The following is a 16,543-nucleotide window of genomic DNA, read 5'->3' on the forward strand; positions in this document are numbered from 1 at the left end:
GGACGGTCAGGCGGACGAGGCCAGGAGACGGTCGGTCAGGCGGTTGGCCTGGGCCAGCAGGGTGCCGTAGGTGGCGAGGTCGTCCGGATCGTCGGTGGTGGAGCGCGCCAGGTCCCGGCGCAGGGTGCCGAGGGCGGCGCGCAGGGCGGTCACCTCGGTGCGCAGCTCGTCCTCGCAGGCGGCGTCGAAACGGCTGTGGCTGTACAGGCGCAGCGCGCGGGCGGTACGGCACAGGAACCGGGCGTAGCCGAGGGCGAGTCCGGGGTGCGGGCGGGGTGCCGCGCGGTCCTCGGAGGCGACCTCGAGCACCGTGCGGGTCACCCCCGCGGTGTGCACGGCGGCGTGGTCCAGGACCGCGAGGGCGTCGTCGTACCCCTGGCCGGGCACGGGTACGGCCCCGCGGCGCACGTTCGCGCGGAGGCTCTCGCGGCTCCACTCCAGCGCCGAGCGGGCGTCGTCCACCAGCCGGCGCGACCGCAGCGCCCGGTCGTGCCAGGCGCTCGCCTCCTCGGCGTCCCAGCGTCCGCCGGTCAGCCCGTCGGCCACCGCGTGCAGGATGTCGTGGGCCTCCTCGGTCGCGTCCCGCAGCACCGCTCGGGTGTCGCGCGGATACAGCGGCGGCCGGACCAGCGCGTTCACGGCGATGCCCATCGCCGCGCCGAACAGCGACGCAGCGATCCGGGCGGCGGAGGTCGTGACGGTGACGGCGCCGTCGGTGAGCACGAACAGGGCGCCGGTGGCCGCGTAGACGCCCTGGTCGCCCAGGCGCCGCCAGTGCCCGAGCAGCAGCGCGAGAGGCAGCACCACCGCCATCGCCACCGCGGTGCTGTGCAGCACCAGGCCGGCCGCGGTCGCCGTGACCGTACCCGCGGTGATCGCCCCGAGCTGCTGGAGCCCGTGCGCGATCGACCGGTAGACGGTGGACTCCACCAGCACCACCGCGACCCAGGGCGCGACGAACGCCACCGGCGCGTGCAGCCACCAGCCCGCGATCAGCCAGGTCAGCCACGCGGCCAGGGCCGCTTTCAGCGCCTGCGCGGCCAGGTCCCGCTCCCGGCCGGGCCCGGCACAGGCCCGACGCAGACCGCCCACCGCCGCCGACAGATCCAGCCGCACGGCGCGCCCTGCCCGTCGTACGGCGTCCGCACGCCCATATCGCATAGGCGCCGGGTGACCAGTGGGCCCGCGCCTACGCCCCCCGCATCGGCGTCACGAGCCACGGTGTCCCGTCGGGATCGCCGGCGGGGTCCAGTCGGCGTGCCGGAGGATCGCCCGGACGGCCGCCTTGGACGGCACGAGCCGCATCGCGGTGTCGCGCAGCCCGACGGCGAGGGGCCCGGACAGCTGCTGGCCGATCCGGCCGGCCCGCCGGGCCGCGCGGGCCACCGCCTGGGCCCGGGGCCGGCGCTCGGCGTCGTACCGGGACAGCGCCTCGGGGATCGAGGACGTGTCCGCGAGCGCGGCGGCCAGCGTAGCGGCGTCCTCCAGCGCCTGGCAGGCACCTTGGCCGAGGTTCGGTGTCATCGCGTGCGCCGCGTCGCCGAGCAGGGCGACCCGGCCGGCGACGAACGAGGGCAGGGGAGTGAGGAGTTCGTTGATGTCGTGGTGCAGCACGTCCTCGGGCCGGGTGGCCTCCAGCAGGGCGCGGACCGGCTCGTGCCAGTCGGCGAAGCGGCGGCGCAGCATGCCGAGCGGATCGGAATGCCGTACGCCGGGCGGCGAGTTGAGCACCGCGTGCCACTCGGCGTGGCCGTCCGCGAAACGGATGTGCCCGAACTCCGCGCCCTCGCCCCAGGTCAGCTCGAAGTCGGTGGAGAGGTCCAACGGCCGTTCCGTGACGGCCCGCAGCACGGTGGAGCCGCTGTAGGAGGGGCCGGGATGGTCCGGGAACAGCAGGGCACGGGACCGGCTGTGCACGCCGTCCGCCGCGACCACGAGGTCCGCCGCCAGGATGCCGTCCGGCAGGGGCACGCCCACCACGGCGGGATCGGAGCGGAGGAGCGAGGGCACGGTGGCGCCGACGCGCAGGCAGTCGTCCGGCAGCTGTTCGCGCAGCAGACGGTGCAGGACCGAGCGCCGGATGCCGACGATCGGCGTGCCCAGCGCCCGCTCCAGCAGGGCCCCGTCCATGTGCGCCAGCCATCGGCCCGACGGGGTGCGCGTGCCCCCGGTGTACTGCGGGTGCGCCGCCGCGCGCACGGCCGCTCCGGCGCCGAGGGCGTCCAGCGCCCGCAGCCCGTTGGCGTGCAGCGAGATGCCGGCGCCCGCGTCGTCCAGGACCGTGGCGCGTTCGACGACCCGCACCCGGAAGCCGATCCGGCGCAGCCCGATGGCCGCCGCCAGCCCGCCGATGCCGCCCCCGACCACCACCGCCGTGTCGCCCATGCCGGCCCCCTTCGCCTTGGCGTTTCTACAGCTGTAGAAACCGTACAGGCGGGTTCTACAGCTGTAGAAAGCGGGGTGTAGAAAGAGGAGGGTGTCCACAGACCGACGTACCCTCCTCGCCGACACGGCCATCTCGGTGCTGGCCGACACCGGCATCCGGGGACTGACGCATCGCGCCGTCGACCGGGCGGCGGACCTGCCCGCCGGTACCACCTCCGCCTACTACCGCACCCGCCAGGCACTGCTGACCGCGCTGGTACGACGCCTGGTGGCCCTTGACCAGGCGGAGCTGGAGGGGATGGGGGAGCGGGTGCCGGTGCCGCGGACCGCCGCCGAACTGACGGCCGGGATCGGGGAGTTGATCAGGGTGCGGCTCACGGGGGACGGGCGGCGGCGGACCCTGGCGCGCTACGCCTGTGTCGTCGAGAGTGTGTACCACCCCGAACTGCGCGAGATCCTCGTGCCGCGCGAGAACCGGGCGCGCCGGTCCGTGTGCGAGTTCCTCGCCGCACAGGGGGTGGCGGACGCGGAGGAGCGTACGGTCTGGCTCCTGCTCTGCGTCGACGGTCTCGTCTTCGACCGGCTGGTGAACGGGGGCGGGGTCCGGGACGAGGAGATCGCCGGGCTCGTCGCCGCTGCGCTGCGCTGAGGAACCGGGGGCGACACGACGGCGGCGCCGCCTCCCTGGGACGGGGAGGCGGCGCCGCTCTGCTTCACACGCCCTGCGGCGTCAGACCAGCCACCCGACGAGGTGGATGAGGCCGGCGAGGACGTTCGTGAGGATGTTCATGGTCGTGCTGCTCCTTGCAACTTAGCTATGAGTGGGACCTGTGCTCGGATACGGTCTGCAGCCCGTCGCTCGCACAACGTAAGTATCACCTGGTCGGCCTAGTCACCGTGGCCCTGGGAGCCAGGGTCACTCGTTCGGGGGAGCGAGTGGTCTTGTGTTCGTATCCTGTCGGGTCCGGGGTTCTTCCGCGTCCGGCGGCCACGGGATTCCCGGGCTCCGGGGCGCCGCTCACGGCGGTACGGCCCGCAGCGCCCGCAGCACCGACCACACCACCGAGATCAGCGGAACCGCGACGACCGCGCCGATCACCCCCGCCACGATGCTGCCCGCGATCACGGACACGGCAACGACCAGCGGATGCAGCCGCACCGCCCAGCTCATCACCACGGGGTGCAGCACATGTCCCTCCAACTGGCCGATCACCACGATGAGCGCCAGCACGGCGAGGGCGGTGAGCGGACCACGACCGGCCAGCGCGACCACCGTGGCGACCGCGAGCGCCACCGGCGAGCCCACCAGTGGCACGAACGCGGCGAAGAACTCCAGCAGGGTCAGCGGCAGCGCCAGCGGCACCCGCAGCGCCAGCAGCGCCACGCCCACCAGGACCGCGTTGGTGGCGGCCACGATGATGATGCCGCGCGTGTACCCGGCGAAGGTCCGCCAGGCCGCCCGCCCCGCCCGGTCCCAGGCCGGGCGCGCCCCGGCCGGCAGCAACTCCTCGCGGGCCCAGCCCCACAGCCGCTCCCCGGAGTGGATGAAGAACACCGAGGCGAACAGCGCGAGCGCCCCGCCGGTCACCAGCTCCACCACCCGGCCGAGCCCGCTGACGGCACTGCTGAGCAGCTTTGAGCGGTGTGCGCCGATGTAGTCCGTCACCTGACGTTCGAGCGCGAGGAGCCGGCCGGGGCTGAGCCGGAACGGCGGCCGCCGCAACCACTCCTCGATCCGGTGCACTCCACCGCGGAACTCGCCCGCCAGCCTGGGCGACTCGCCCGCCACCGCGTTGCCCACCAGCGCGAGCAGGGCGAACAGCAGCAGCAGGCTGCCCACCAGCGCGACGGCGACGGCCAGCGGCCGCGGCAGCAACCGGCTCAGCAGATCGGCGAGCGGGCGCAGCACCGAGGTGATGACCAGGGCCAGGAAGAGGGCGCCGGCGATCAGCTGGAAGCTGCCGAGGACGCTGAAGACGCCATAGACGACGATGCCGACGAGAACGAGCCGCCAGGCGTAGGCCGCGGCGACGCGCAGCCAGGGAACGGTGCGTTCGGGCAACGGCTCGCGCGGCTCGGGGCGCGGGGAGGCCGCGAGCCGTACGGAGTAGGCCGGCCGGCTGCCGAGCACGGCGCGACCGGCCCGGCGCCCGCCTTCCTCCGGCCCGGCCGCCCTCCGGCGCGCATCGCCCACCATCGCTCCCGTCCCACGCTCCTGGGAGCACCGTAAGCACAGGCCCGGGTGCGCGGCCCGTCCAGCGCCCGCGCCCGGGTCACTCGCCCGCGCCCCGGGTCGCTCCCGCCCGGGAACGTCACCGTCTCCGCCGTCGGCGCCCGGCCGGTCGGCGCGGCGGGGGCCGACGCATCCGTGCAGCCGATGGGCGCGCCCGCGAACAGGACCGGCTCCGGGGACGGCCCCACCGCCGCACCGCGGCACACAACGGGTTCCCCGCCACGCCCGGTGGCCGCCACGGCCGCGCGCCGGGCCTCGGTGCCGCCGCGCCGATGCCGGGCGCCCCGAACCGCCGGGCGGCCACCGCCGCTCGTGGTACGAATGCGCGCGGCGGATACACCCGGTGGCTCCCGCTCGCCCCCGGGATCGCCGGCCGCGGCGCGCTCACCGGCGCGCTTCCTCGACTCGGCCGAGGGGGCGCGGTCGGCACGTACGCGCGCCACGGCTGGAGACCGCCGCCGAGGGCGCGCGGGAGGGGCCCCGAGGACCCGCCCCAGCACCGTCCGCGGTACCGGCTCCCTCGTGAAGGCGCGCACCGCCGGCTCGCCACGCCGCGTACACATGGAGGTCCGTCTTCCGTCCCGTGCTCCCGCCGAGCCGGCGTGTGTCGGCCAGGAGATGTGACAGGAGACGAGTGGTGTGACAGTGGACGTGGGCCACGCGGCCCTGGTGCGGGTGGTCACAGGACCTTCACAGCCCTCCCGGATGGGGGGCCCGTGCCGGGGCACTCGCGGGGTGTCGTCGGCCAGGAGGGGGTACCTCCAGTGATCACCGTCGCGGTTCTGCTGCTCCCCGTTCTCAGCCTGCTGCTGTTCGGTCTCGATCAGGTCGAGGACCGATGGGTGACCCGCCCCTCGAAACCCCGTACCGCCCGCGTGCGCAGGCGCCGCCGGATCCGGCCGGGGCGTCGCTGACCGTCTGGGGCCGGGCCGCCGCGGGAGGCGGGGCCGCTGCCGGCGGCGGCGAAGCGGTCGGCGGAGGGCGGAGCGGACCGCCCCCGGCTCCTCGCCCGGCATCGGCCCGGCTTCTCGCCGCCCGGCATCGGCCCGGCTTCTCGCCCGGCATCGGCCCGGCTTCTCGCCCGGCACCGCCCCGGCTCAGCGGCCGGCCTCGCCGCCCTCGTTCGCCCGCTCCACCGGCAGCAGCTCCCGGATGTCCGCGGGCAGCGCGCCCGCCATCCGCTCGGTCAGTTCCGGTGCGAGTGCGGCGTCCAGGACCTCAAGCACGGCGGCGGCCTCCCGTATCGCCGTGTCCTCGTCGGTCCCCGCCCGGTCGGCGATGCGCCCGGCGAAGGCGGTCAGCCCGAACCGCTCGCCCGACGCGCCCGATCCGTGCGCGCCCGTGTCGGGGGCGCCGGACACCGCGGCGGCATCCGCGGCCTGCCGCATCGCGTCGGCCATGTCGGGCGGCAGCTGGGCGGCCACGTGCCGGGCCAGCCCGGACGGCAGCCGCTCCGACAGCGTCGTCACGACCGCGTGCGCGGCCCGCTCGGCCGTGCCCCGGTCGGGCAGCCGGGCGAGCGCCTGCACCTTTCCGATCATCTCGTCGTGCCGCATGAGTCCGTCCCCTTCCCCACGCATCTCCCCCGCACGGGTACGGGCCCCGAGTACCCCGGTCGCGGCGGATGCCGACAGCCGTGCCACCACCCGTCCCGGTGGCGTCGGGGGACCACCTCATGGGCAGGCGTCCTCGATCTGCGTCCCCGACAGGGCAGGGCAGGGCAGGACATCGGCGAGGCGGCGGGCGAGGTGTGCGTGGCGGGAGCGTGGTCGGCGGCACCGTTGTGGGACCTGCACAACGGCCAGGACCCGAGACAGCCGGCCGAGCTGGGACTCGCGCTGCTGCTGTCGAGCCTGATCGGCCGGGAACGCGCGTCGACCCCTCCCGCGTCGCGGCCCGGATCGTCTCCGGCATCGGCTTCATCGGCGGCGGTCTGATCTTCGTACGGCGGGACGCGGTGCGGGGCCTGACGACCGCGGCCACCGTCTGGCTGACCCGCGCCGTCGGCATGGCCTGTGGTGGCGGACTGCCCACCTCGCGCTGGTGGTGACGGCGCTGCACTTCCTGGTGGTGCGCTGCTCCTCGTATTTCTCCGGCAGGCCGCCCCCCGGCGCGGCGGCCGCCGCCTTCGAGGCCCGGCCGACCTACCGCACCGGCTCCGCCCTGCTGCCCCGCCTGATGCAGACCCGCACCCGGCTGGGCTTCCGGATCGTGCGGGTCAGGCTCGAACGGCTGCCCGGCTGCCCGGCTGCCCGGCCGCACGGACGACGCCGCCCGCGTCCTGCTCGAACTGGAGGGCGGCGCGGACCCGGCCCGCCTGACGTCGGAACCCTTCCAGGACGAGGGCGTGCTCGACGTGGAGCTGACCCCGGCGGCGGACGAGGAGTGAGGACGGGGGCGGAGGGGGCGGACGGGGGATTCAGTCCTCCGCCGCCCGCTGCGTCCACGTCCAGGCGTACTGCAACCAGTCCGCCACGGTCAGCGCGCCGAAGCCGGCGCAGACCAGGCGGGTGAGCCGGGGCGCCGCCACGTAGGAGCACACCAGCGTGCCGGCGGCCCAGGCGGAGACGCAGAACGGGCAGGACAGCAGGTCGCCGACGGCCCGCCGCGGCCCGCGCCCGCGCGGCTCGTCCATGACCTCGTTCGCCTCGCCCTCGCCCGCCCGCCGCGTGAACGGCGCCCGCACGAAGCTGGTGACCTTGTCCCTGGCCACCAGGCGGGACGCCTTGTAGGTCGCGCTGCCGAGCAGGACGACATCCCACGGCGGCACCCGCTCGGGCAGCCGTACGCCGCGGCGCCGGGCCAGCAGCGCGAAGGTGCCGGTGCCCGCCGCGAACGCGGAGGCGAGGACGGCGTAGCCGGCCAGCGGCACCTCGCCCCGGTCGTCGTAGCCCGCGGCGTCCGTCGTCATGTGTCCTCCAGCCGGTCGGTTCCGCCGAGCACGGACCGGGTTCCCGGAGGTGGCGGGGCGACACGGGGCGGATCCGGCGTCCTCGGCCCGGCTGCGGCACGACCGGCTCCCACCGCCGACGAGCACCGCCCGCGCGGTCCGGATGGCGCAAGCGTGCCCGGCGGCGGGGGTGAAACGCCGTGCCGGTCCTTCGCGGGGCCGGGCGCGGGGGCGAGCATGCCGCCTCATGGACATCCTGCTCGTGGCCAGCGCTTTCAACAGTCTCTCCCAGCGCGTCTACGCCGAACTGACCGACCAGGGACACCGCGTGGACGTCGTCCTGGCCTCGCACGGTGACGAACCGGTGCGGGCCGCCGTACGGGGATTCCGTCCGGACCTGGTCATCGCCCCGATGCTCACGACCGCCCTGCCCGAGGACGTGTGGCGGGAGCACACCTGTCTGATCGTGCATCCGGGGCCGCCCGGCGACCGGGGGCCCTCCGCGCTGGACTGGGCCATCGCCGGACAGGCCCGGGAGTGGGGCGTGACCGTGCTCCAGGCCGAGGCCGGCATGGACGCGGGCCCCGTCTGGGCGGCCGAGCCGTTCCCCGTGGCGCCGGTCGGCAAGAGCGACCTGTACCGCAACGAGGTCGCCGACGCCGCCGTCACCGCCGTCCTCACGGCCGTACGACGCCACGCGGAGGGCGCGTACAAGCCCCGCCCGCAGAGCGCCCCGTCGATCGGCGTCGTCTGGCGGGACCCCTTCCGCCAGGAGCGGCGGCGCGTCGACTGGGAGCACGACGACACCGCCACCGTGCTGCGCAAGCTGCGCGGCGCCGACTCGCGGCCCGGCGTCCTCGACGAACTCGCCGGCCGGGAGCTGTTCCTGCACGGCGGTCACCCCGAGGACGAACTGCGCGGCCGGCCCGGCGACCTGCTGGCCCAGCGGTCGGGGGCGGTCTGCCGGGCCACCCGGGACGGCGCCGTGTGGATCCCGGAACTGCGTCCGCGCCGGAACTCCGGTGACCCGGCGCCCTTCCGCCGCCCGGCGGCCGACGTCCTCGGCGCCGTCGGGCTCCCGGAGATCCCCGCGCCGTTGGAGCTGCCCGCGCACCGGCGCACGTACGCCGACATCCGCTACCGGCAGCACGGCGACGTCGGCCTGCTCGGCTTCTCCTTCCCGGCGGGCGCGATGAGCACCGGCCAGTGCCGCCGCCTGCTCGCCGCCTACGAGTACGCGCTCACCCGCCCCACCCGGGTCCTGGTGCTCGGCGGCGCCCGGGACTTCTTCTCCAACGGCATCCATCTGAACGTCATCGAGGCGGCGCCCGACCCCGCGCAGGAGTCCTGGGCCAACCTCAACGCCATGGACGACCTGGTGGAGGCGGTACTGCGGACCACCGACCGGCTGGTGGTGGCCGCGCTGGCCGGCAACGCGGCCGCGGGCGGCGCGATGCTCGCCCTCGCCGCCGACCAGGTCTGGTGCCGCACCGGCACGGTCCTCAACCCGCACTACCGGCGCATGGGCCTGTACGGCTCCGAGTTCTGGACGTACACCCTGCCGCGCCGCGTCGGCCCGGACGAGGCCCGCCGGCTGACCGAGGAGGCGCTGCCGGTGAGCGCGGCGACCGCCCGGCGGCTCGGGCTGGTGGACCGTCTCGTACCGGCCGCGCCGGGGGAGTTCGCCGCCGAGGTGGAACGGCTCGCGGCCGCCCTCGCCGCCACCCCCGGTCTCCACCGCCGGCTCGCCGCGAAGGCGTCGGCCCGTGCCGCCGACGAACGGCACCGGCCCCTCGCGGAGTACCGGCGGTCCGAACTCGCCCGCATGCACGCCCTCTTCTTCGACCCGCAGGCCCCGTACCACGCCCTGCGGGCGGCCTTCGTCCGCAGGACACCGTCGGGCTCGCCCCGGCCGCCGGCCGCACCCGCGGACGCGCAACGGCTCCCCGGGGCGCCCGCCGGGCGTCCCCCGCACGCATCGCCCAGCGGCCCCGCCGGAGCCCCCCGATGACCGCGCCCCTCCTCGTCGCCGGGGTCGGCAACATCTTCCTCGCCGACGACGCCTTCGGGCCCGAGGTGATCCGTGCCCTCGACCAGCGTCCCCTGCCCCCCGGGGCACGGGTGCGGGACTACGGCATCCGCGGCCTCGACCTCGCCTACGACCTGCTGGGCGGGTGCGGGACCGCCGTCCTGGTGGATGCCGCGCGGGGCGGGCACCGGCCCGGCACCCTGTCGCTGATCGAGGCCGAACCCCCCGACGGCACCGTCCCGCCGGAGGCGCACGGCATGGACCCCGCGAAGGTGCTGGCCCTGGCCACCCACCTGGGCGAGGAGCCGTTGCCCCGCGTACTGGTCCTGGCGTGCGAGCCGGAGGTGCTGCCCCATGGGGACGAGGACATCCTGCCGGGGCTCAGCGCGGCCGTGCGCGCCGCCGTCGGGCCCGCCGTCACCGCGCTGCACGCGATCGTCCCGCTGCTGCTGGCCGATCCGGGCGCACCGGCCGCCGCATTGGGCCGCTCGATGGAATCCGGCCCGGCGCACCCGGCTGCGCTGCCCGTCCACGCGGCCGGCACGGCCGAAGATCGGTGACACCCGGGCCGCGCGGGACGCGGCCCGGGGCCCAGCCACCCGACCCGAGGAGCAGCGCCCATGTGCCGGTCCGACGTCCGACAGGCCGTCCTGGCGAAGAACGACGACCTCGCCGCGAGCCTGCGCGAGGAACTGGCCGGGCAGGGGGTGGCCGTGGTCAACCTGCTGTCCAGTCCGGGCAGCGGCAAGACGGAACTCCTCGGCCGGATGCTCGCCGACGCGGTGGCGCGGGGTGTGCCGGTGGCCGCGCTCACCGCCGACCTCGCCACCGAGAACGACGCCACCCGGCTCGCCCGCTCCGGCGCCCCCGTCCAGCAGGTCCTCACCGACGGGCTGTGCCACCTGGAGGCCCGCCAGGTACGCGAACGGCTCACCGGCTGGCTGCCCGAGGACACCTCCGTGCTCTTCGTGGAGAACGTCGGCAACCTGGTCTGCCCCGCCTCCTACGACCTCGGCGAAACCCTGCGCATCGTGCTGATGGCGGTCACCGAGGGCGAGGACAAGCCCCTGAAGTACCCGACCGCGTTCGGCTCCGCCCATCTGGTGGTCATCACCAAGACCGACCTCGCGCAGGCCGCCGGCTTCGACGAGACCGCGTTCCGCGCGAACGTGCAGAGGGTCAACCCGGGGGTGGAGATCGTACGGTCCTGCGCGCGGACCGGCGACGGCGTCGGCACCCTCCTCGAACGCGCCCTCGCCGCCCGCGACGGCTCCCCCGCGCACCGGCCGCCCCTCGCGCCGCACCCGCACGGACACCACCACACCGAGTCCGCGCCCGTCGCATGACCGCTCCCGCGACCGGCCCGGTCCGCCGCCGGGTCACCGTGCACGGCACCGTCCAAGGGGTGGGCTTCCGGCCGTACGTGCACCGCCTGGCCGCCCGGTCGGGCCTGGCCGGGTTCGTCGGCAACACCGGCGACGGCGTGCTCATCGAGGTCGAGGGACCGGCGGACGAGGTGGACCGGTTCTGCGCGCTCCTGGCCCACCAGCCGCCGCCGCTGGCCACGGTGACCGCCGTCGCCCACGAGGAACTTCCCGCCACCGGCGCCGCCGGGCCGTTCGCGATCCGCTCCACCGAGCGGGCGGCCGGCCGCGCCCAGCTCCCGCCCGACACCGCGACCTGCGCCGACTGCCTGCGCGAACTCGCCGATCCGGGGGACCGCAGGTACCGGCACCCGTTCGTCACCTGCACCCACTGCGGCCCCCGCTTCACCATCGCCACCGGCATGCCGTACGACCGGGTGGCGACCACCATGGCCGGCTTCCCGATGTGCGCCGACTGCGCCCGGGAGTACGGCGATCCCGCCGACCGGCGCTTCCACGCCCAGCCCGTCGCCTGCCCCCGCTGCGGGCCCCGGCTCACCCTGACGGGACCCGGCGTGCGCCCGGCGCGGGACGCGGACGCCCTCGCGGCGGCCCGGGAACTGCTCGCCGCCGGACGGATCGTCGCCGTCAAGGGGCTCGGCGGCTACCACCTGGCCTGCGACGCCACCAGCCCCGAGGCCGTCGCCGCGCTGCGCGACCGCAAGGAGCGGGGCGGCAAGGCGTTCGCGGTCATGTGCGCCGACCTCACCGTCGTCGAGCGGCTCGCGGTCCTCACCGGCGCCGAGCGCGCCGCGCTGACCGGGCCCCGCCGCCCCATCGTGCTGGTGCGCCGCCGCGTCCCCGCCGACGGCCCCGAACCGGCCGGCCAGGTCTGTCCGGGCAGCCCGCACCTCGGGGTCATGCTGCCCTACACGCCCGTGCACACCCTGCTGTTCGGCCTGCCAGGTGATCCGCCCGGACCCCGGATGCTGGTCATGACCAGCGGCAACCGCTCCGGCGAACCCATCGTCACCGACGACGCCGAGGCGCTGACCCGGCTGGCCGGGCTCGCCGACGCCTGGCTCGCCCACGACCGGCCCATCGCCTCGCCCTGCGACGACTCCCTGCTGCGCGTGCGCCCCGACGGCACCGAACAGGTGCTGCGCCGCTCGCGCGGTCACGTGCCCCGCCCCCTGCGCCTGCCGGTCCCGGTGCGGCCCGCCCTCGCGGTCGGCGGCGACCTGAAGAACGCGCCCTGCGTCGGTGAGGGCGACCTGGCCTGGCTCGGGCCGCACATCGGTGACATGGGCGACCTGGCCACGCTGGACGCGGCCCGGCGGGCCGAGCGGCACCTGAGCCGCCTGACCAACGTCGAGCCCCGGCTGATCGCCGCGGACCGGCATCCCGGGTACCACTCCACCGGCTGGGCCCGCAGACGCGCGGGCACCGGGCTCCCGCTGCGGCTCGTCCAGCACCACCACGCCCACATCGCCTCCGCTATGGCCGAACACGGCCTCGACGGCACCACCCCGGTCATCGGCGTCGCCTTCGACGGCACCGGATACGGCGACGACGGCACGGTGTGGGGCGGCGAGGTCCTGCTCGCCGACTACACCGGCTACCGCCGCTTCGCCCACCTCACCCCCGCCCCGCTGCCCGGCGGCGACGCGGGCGTGGCCAACCCCTGCCGGCTGGCCCTGGCCCGGCTGTGGGCAGCGGGCCTGCCCTGGGATGCGGACCTGCCCAGCGTCACCGCCTGCTCCCCGTCGGAACTCAGGCTGCTGCGGCAGCAGTTGGACCGGCAGGTGGCGTGCGTCCCCACGTCCAGCATGGGGCGGCTCTTCGACGCCGTCGCCTCTCTCGCCGGCGTCTGCCACCGTGCCGGATACGAGGCGCAGGCGGCGCTGGAACTGGAGGCCGCGGCGCTCGGGGCGAGGGACGCGGACGCGGTGGCGTACCCCTTCGGGCTCACCGGGGGCGCCACGCTCGCCTGCGACCCCGCGCCGATGCTGCGAGCCCTGCTCGCCGACCGGCGCCGCCGTACCCCGGCCCCGGTGCTGGCGGCCCGCTTCCACCGGGGCGTGGCCCGCGCCGTCACCGAGATCTGCCGCCGGGCCCGCGCCGCGACCGGACTCGACACGGTCGCCCTGACCGGCGGGGTGTTCGCCAACGCCCTGCTGGAGGAGAAGTGCTCCACCCTGCTGCGGGCCGACGGCTTCACGGTCCTGCGGCACGGCGAAGTGCCCCCGAACGACGGCGGGTTGGCGCTCGGCCAGCTCATGGTCGCGGCCACCGCACCCCACCACGAGACGGAGTGAGACATGTGTCTTGCAGTGCCCGGCAAGGTCGTGTCCATCGACCACCAGGCCGACCCCCTCACCGGCCTGATCGACTTCGGCGGCGTCCGTAAACAGGCATGTCTGGAGTACCTGCCCGATGTGCGGGTCGGCGAGTACGTGATCGTGCACGTCGGCTTCGCGCTCCAGCGCCTCGACGAGGAGTCGGCGCGGGCCTCCCTGGAGCTGTTCGACCAACTCGGACTGCTGGAAGAGGAGTTCGGCGACGCATGGGAACAGGCGGCACGCCAGGAGAAGGAGAGTGAGGTCCGGTGAAGTACATCGAGGAGTTCAACGACCCCGAGCGTGCGGGCCGGCTGCTGGACGAGATCCGCGCCACGGTCACCCGCCCCTGGGCCCTGATGGAGGTCTGCGGCGGCCAGACCCACTCCATCATCCGGCACGGCATCGACCAACTCCTGCCGGAAGAGGTCGAGTTGATCCACGGCCCCGGCTGCCCGGTGTGCGTCACCCCGCTGGAGGTGATCGACAAGGCCCTGGAGATCGCCGCCCGACCCGGCGTCGTCTTCTGCTCCTTCGGGGACATGCTGCGGGTGCCCGGCACCGACCGGGACCTGTTCCGGGTCAAGGGCGAGGGCGGCGACGTACGCGTGGTCTACTCGCCGCTCGACGCGCTCGACCTCGCGCGCAGGAACCCCGACCGGCAGGTGGTGTTCTTCGCCATCGGCTTCGAGACCACCGCCCCCGCCAACGCCATGGCCGTCCACCAGGCCCGCCGCCTGGGCCTGGACAACTTCAGCCTGCTGGTCTCCCACGTCCGGGTCCCCCCGGCCATCGAGGCGATCATGGCCGCGCCCGGCTGCCGGGTGCAGGGCTTCCTCGCCGCGGGGCACGTGTGCAGCGTGATGGGCACCGCCGAGTACCCGGACCTGGCCGAGAAGCACCGCGTGCCCGTCGTCGTCACCGGGTTCGAACCCCTCGACATCCTGGAGGGCGTCCGGCGCGCCGTGCACCAACTGGAGCGCGGCGAGCACCGGGTGGAGAACGCCTACCCCAGGGCCGTGCGCGAGGAGGGCAACCCGGCCGCCCTCGGCATGATCGAGGAGGTCTTCGAGGTCACCGACCGCAACTGGCGCGGCATCGGCCGCATCCCGGCCAGCGGCTGGCGGCTGAACGACGCCTTCCGCGCCTACGACGCCGAGCACCGCTTCGACGTCTCGGGCATCCGCACCGAGGAACCCGCCGTGTGCCGGGCCGGCGAGGTCCTCCAGGGCCTGATCAAGCCGACCGAGTGCGAGGCGTTCGGCACGGCCTGCACCCCGCGCACCCCGCTCGGCGCCACCATGGTCTCCAGCGAGGGCGCCTGCGCCGCCTACTACCTCTACCGCCGCATGAACGCCCCGGCACCGCGCGGGTCCCGCGTCCCGCAGGAGGAGATGAACCCCGTTGGCTGACCTCGCCACCCCCGACACCGCCGTCGACCCGGCGAACTGGACCTGCCCCGCCCCGCTGCGCGACCAGCCGGTCGTCGTCATGGGCCACGGCGGCGGCGGCGCCCTCTCCGCCGAGCTGGTCGAGCAGGTCTTCGCCCCCGCCTACGGCAACCCCACCCTCGCGGCCCTCACCGACTCCGCCGTCCTCGAACTCGGCGGCGCCCGGCTCGCGTTCTCCACCGACTCCTACGTCGTACGGCCGCTGTTCTTCCCCGGCGGCTGCCTCGGCGACCTCGCCGTCAACGGCACCGTGAACGACCTCGCGATGAGCGGCGCCCGGCCCGCCTACCTCTCCACCGCCTTCGTCCTGGAGGAGGGCGTGGAACTGGCCGTCGTCGGGCGGATCGCCCGCGCGATCGGCGCCGCCGCCCAGGCCGCGGGCGTCACCGTGGCCACCGGCGACACCAAGGTGGTGGAGTGCGGGCACGGCGACGGCGTCTACGTCACCACCGCGGGCGTCGGCCTCGTCCCCGACGGGGTCGACATCCGCCCCCAGCGCGCCCGGCCCGGCGACGCGGTCATCGTCAGCGGCCCGATCGGCCTGCACGGCGTGGCCGTCATGAGCGTGCGCGAGGGGTTGGAGTTCGGTGTCGAGATCACCTCCGACACCGCGCCCCTGGCCGGCCTGGTCGCCGCCGTGCTGGAGGTCACCAAGGACGTCCACGTGCTGCGCGACCCCACCCGGGGCGGGCTCGGCGCCTCCCTGAACGAGATCGCGCGCGCCTCCGGCACCGGGGTACGGCTGCGCGACCGGGCCATCCCGGTCCCCGACGAGGTCGCCAACGCCTGCGGCTTCCTGGGCCTCGACCCGCTGTACGTCGCCAACGAGGGCCGGCTCGTGGCCTTCGTGCCCCCGGAGCACGCCGAGGCGGTGCTCGCCGCGATGCACGCCCACCCGCAGGGCGTGGGCGCGGCGCTGATCGGGGAGTGCGTGGCGGACCACCCGGGCATGGTCGTCGTCGCCACCGGCCTCGGCGGCACCCGGGTCGTGGACCTGCCGCTGGGCGAGCAACTGCCCCGCATCTGCTGACCGGCCGCGGCACGCACGGGTCCGGCCCCCGCCGTCAGCGGCGGGGGCTGGACCCGTGTGTGTCGACGCCCGTGATCTCCAACTCCCGTCCGCTGCGCAGATCCCGCGAGGGACGGTCGCACCGCGGGCACCAGAAGAACGGCGGCATGCCCACCGCGAACTCCTCGGCGCACCCGCCGCACCAGGCCAGCGCGGGCACCGCCTCCACCACGAGCCGGGCACCCGCGAGCGCCGTGCCGTCGCGGGCCACCTCGAAGGCGAAGTCCAGCGCCTGGGGCACCACCCCGGACAGCTCGCCGACACGGACGGTCACCGCGGACACCCGGTCCGCACCGTCCGCGCGGGCGATCTCCTCGGCCTGTTCCACGATCGACGTCGCGATCGACAGTTCGTGCACGGCCCGCCTCAGGGGTAGCGGCGGTTCGCGCCCGGCCCGCCGGTCATCCGGAAGATACGCAACTCCCGCATGATGCCCGGGATTTCCTTGATCACAAGGGCGGTGATCGCCCCGCCGACCAGCGCGGCCTGGAGCAGCAGCAACTGCCGTCCCGACATTCTCGACCGGGCGCGCCTCCTGCATCTGCACTCGCTCATGGCGGTCACTTTCCGTCCTCTCATCCGGGCGAGATGTTCGGCATGTCCTCGCCCAGGGCGTCATGCCGCTTCCAGTGGATACCGGTGGAGCGGCGCGCGTCGGAGCTGCCGTCCCGGTGATGTCCGGTCTGTTCCTGGTACGGGCCCTTGTTCCCCTGGTGCAGCCCGGGAATGTGGCTCGGCGTGTCGGGCTTCGCCTGGGGGTGGCCCACTCGAATGGTGCCCATG

General features: G+C 75.3%; 18 protein-coding genes. 10 read left to right on the forward strand and 8 right to left on the reverse strand.

What is annotated here, in order from left to right:
• Positions 1–6 precede the first annotated feature (6 nt).
• Both QSK45_RS29780 and QSK45_RS29785 read right to left on the reverse strand, forming a co-directional pair.
• A complete protein-coding gene (locus QSK45_RS29780) occupies positions 7–1,161 on the reverse strand; it encodes an aromatic acid exporter family protein (protein WP_285561986.1) in 1,155 nt (384 codons plus the stop codon).
• Positions 1,162–1,209: 48 nt separating this feature from the next.
• A complete protein-coding gene (locus QSK45_RS29785) occupies positions 1,210–2,385 on the reverse strand; it encodes an FAD-dependent monooxygenase (RefSeq protein ID WP_285561987.1) in 1,176 nt (391 codons plus the stop codon).
• A 91-nt stretch (positions 2,386–2,476) separates the two neighbouring features.
• Between QSK45_RS29785 and QSK45_RS29790 the strand changes: the two genes are divergently transcribed.
• Positions 2,477–3,034, forward strand: coding sequence for a TetR/AcrR family transcriptional regulator (locus QSK45_RS29790; RefSeq protein ID WP_285561988.1), 558 nt, complete (start codon positions 2,477–2,479; stop codon positions 3,032–3,034).
• 369 nt (positions 3,035–3,403) lie between these two features.
• Here QSK45_RS29790 and QSK45_RS29795 read toward each other — a convergent pair whose 3' ends face one another.
• Positions 3,404–4,582 carry an AI-2E family transporter gene (locus QSK45_RS29795; RefSeq protein ID WP_285561989.1) on the reverse strand — a complete coding sequence of 393 codons (1,179 nt, stop codon included), beginning with the start codon at positions 4,580–4,582 and terminating at the stop codon, positions 3,404–3,406.
• 800 nt (positions 4,583–5,382) lie between these two features.
• Between QSK45_RS29795 and QSK45_RS29800 the strand changes: the two genes are divergently transcribed.
• Positions 5,383–5,532: a hypothetical protein gene (locus QSK45_RS29800; RefSeq protein WP_285561990.1), complete on the forward strand. Its 150-nt coding sequence runs from the start codon at positions 5,383–5,385 to the stop codon at positions 5,530–5,532.
• Between the two features lie 183 nt (positions 5,533–5,715).
• Here QSK45_RS29800 and QSK45_RS29805 read toward each other — a convergent pair whose 3' ends face one another.
• The gene (locus tag QSK45_RS29805; RefSeq protein ID WP_285561991.1) at positions 5,716–6,174 is read right to left on the reverse strand and encodes a DUF2267 domain-containing protein; all 459 of its coding nucleotides are present in this window, start codon (positions 6,172–6,174) and stop codon (positions 5,716–5,718) included.
• 119 nt (positions 6,175–6,293) lie between these two features.
• On the opposite strand from QSK45_RS29805, the gene QSK45_RS38645 reads away from it, so the two are divergent.
• Positions 6,294–6,668: an MgtC/SapB family protein gene (locus QSK45_RS38645; protein WP_490993635.1), complete on the forward strand. Its 375-nt coding sequence runs from the start codon at positions 6,294–6,296 to the stop codon at positions 6,666–6,668.
• Positions 6,669–7,037: 369 nt separating this feature from the next.
• Here QSK45_RS38645 and QSK45_RS29815 read toward each other — a convergent pair whose 3' ends face one another.
• Complete coding sequence (locus QSK45_RS29815; protein WP_285561992.1) at positions 7,038–7,529, reverse strand: DUF1360 domain-containing protein; 492 nt, start codon at positions 7,527–7,529, stop codon at positions 7,038–7,040.
• 226 nt (positions 7,530–7,755) lie between these two features.
• Here QSK45_RS29815 and QSK45_RS29820 point away from each other — a divergent pair, with 226 nt between their 5' ends.
• The 7 genes from QSK45_RS29820 to hypE are packed head-to-tail and all read left to right on the forward strand — an operon-like array spanning position 7,756 to position 15,721.
• Positions 7,756–9,519 carry a hydrogenase maturation protein gene (locus QSK45_RS29820; RefSeq protein WP_285561993.1) on the forward strand — a complete coding sequence of 588 codons (1,764 nt, stop codon included), beginning with the start codon at positions 7,756–7,758 and terminating at the stop codon, positions 9,517–9,519.
• Positions 9,516–10,097, forward strand: a complete 582-nt coding sequence (locus QSK45_RS29825) for a hydrogenase maturation protease (protein ID WP_285561994.1) — start codon at positions 9,516–9,518, stop codon at positions 10,095–10,097. Before QSK45_RS29820 ends, QSK45_RS29825 begins: the two co-directional genes overlap by 4 nt.
• A 60-nt stretch (positions 10,098–10,157) precedes the next feature.
• On the forward strand, positions 10,158–10,883 hold the full coding sequence (hypB, locus tag QSK45_RS29830; protein ID WP_285561995.1) for a hydrogenase nickel incorporation protein HypB: 726 nt from the start codon (positions 10,158–10,160) through the stop codon (positions 10,881–10,883).
• A complete protein-coding gene (hypF, locus tag QSK45_RS29835) occupies positions 10,880–13,219 on the forward strand; it encodes a carbamoyltransferase HypF (RefSeq protein WP_285561996.1) in 2,340 nt (779 codons plus the stop codon). Before hypB ends, hypF begins: the two co-directional genes overlap by 4 nt.
• A 3-nt stretch (positions 13,220–13,222) precedes the next feature.
• A complete protein-coding gene (locus tag QSK45_RS29840) occupies positions 13,223–13,513 on the forward strand; it encodes a HypC/HybG/HupF family hydrogenase formation chaperone (protein WP_285561997.1) in 291 nt (96 codons plus the stop codon).
• Positions 13,510–14,652, forward strand: coding sequence for a hydrogenase formation protein HypD (hypD, locus tag QSK45_RS29845; protein WP_285561998.1), 1,143 nt, complete (start codon positions 13,510–13,512; stop codon positions 14,650–14,652). The genes QSK45_RS29840 and hypD overlap by 4 nt, the downstream gene beginning before the upstream one ends.
• On the forward strand, positions 14,645–15,721 hold the full coding sequence (hypE, locus tag QSK45_RS29850) for a hydrogenase expression/formation protein HypE (RefSeq protein ID WP_285561999.1): 1,077 nt from the start codon (positions 14,645–14,647) through the stop codon (positions 15,719–15,721). Before hypD ends, hypE begins: the two co-directional genes overlap by 8 nt.
• Before the next feature lie 34 nt (positions 15,722–15,755).
• On the opposite strand, the gene hypA is transcribed toward hypE, so the two are convergent.
• The 3 genes from hypA to QSK45_RS29865 are packed head-to-tail and all read right to left on the reverse strand — an operon-like array spanning position 15,756 to position 16,542.
• The gene (gene hypA, locus QSK45_RS29855) at positions 15,756–16,118 is read right to left on the reverse strand and encodes a hydrogenase maturation nickel metallochaperone HypA (protein ID WP_285562000.1); all 363 of its coding nucleotides are present in this window, start codon (positions 16,116–16,118) and stop codon (positions 15,756–15,758) included.
• Positions 16,119–16,126: 8 nt separating this feature from the next.
• Positions 16,127–16,315: a hypothetical protein gene (locus QSK45_RS29860; RefSeq protein ID WP_285562001.1), complete on the reverse strand. Its 189-nt coding sequence runs from the start codon at positions 16,313–16,315 to the stop codon at positions 16,127–16,129.
• 20 nt (positions 16,316–16,335) lie between these two features.
• Positions 16,336–16,542 (reverse strand): hypothetical protein, encoded by a 207-nt coding sequence (locus tag QSK45_RS29865; protein WP_285562002.1) that lies wholly within the window; start codon positions 16,540–16,542, stop codon positions 16,336–16,338.
• Position 16,543: the final 1 nt, after the last annotated feature.

It is taken from the genome of Streptomyces hygroscopicus subsp. hygroscopicus (assembly GCF_030269125.1).
GTDB classification, from domain to species: Bacteria; Actinomycetota; Actinomycetes; order Streptomycetales; family Streptomycetaceae; genus Streptomyces; species Streptomyces hygroscopicus_C.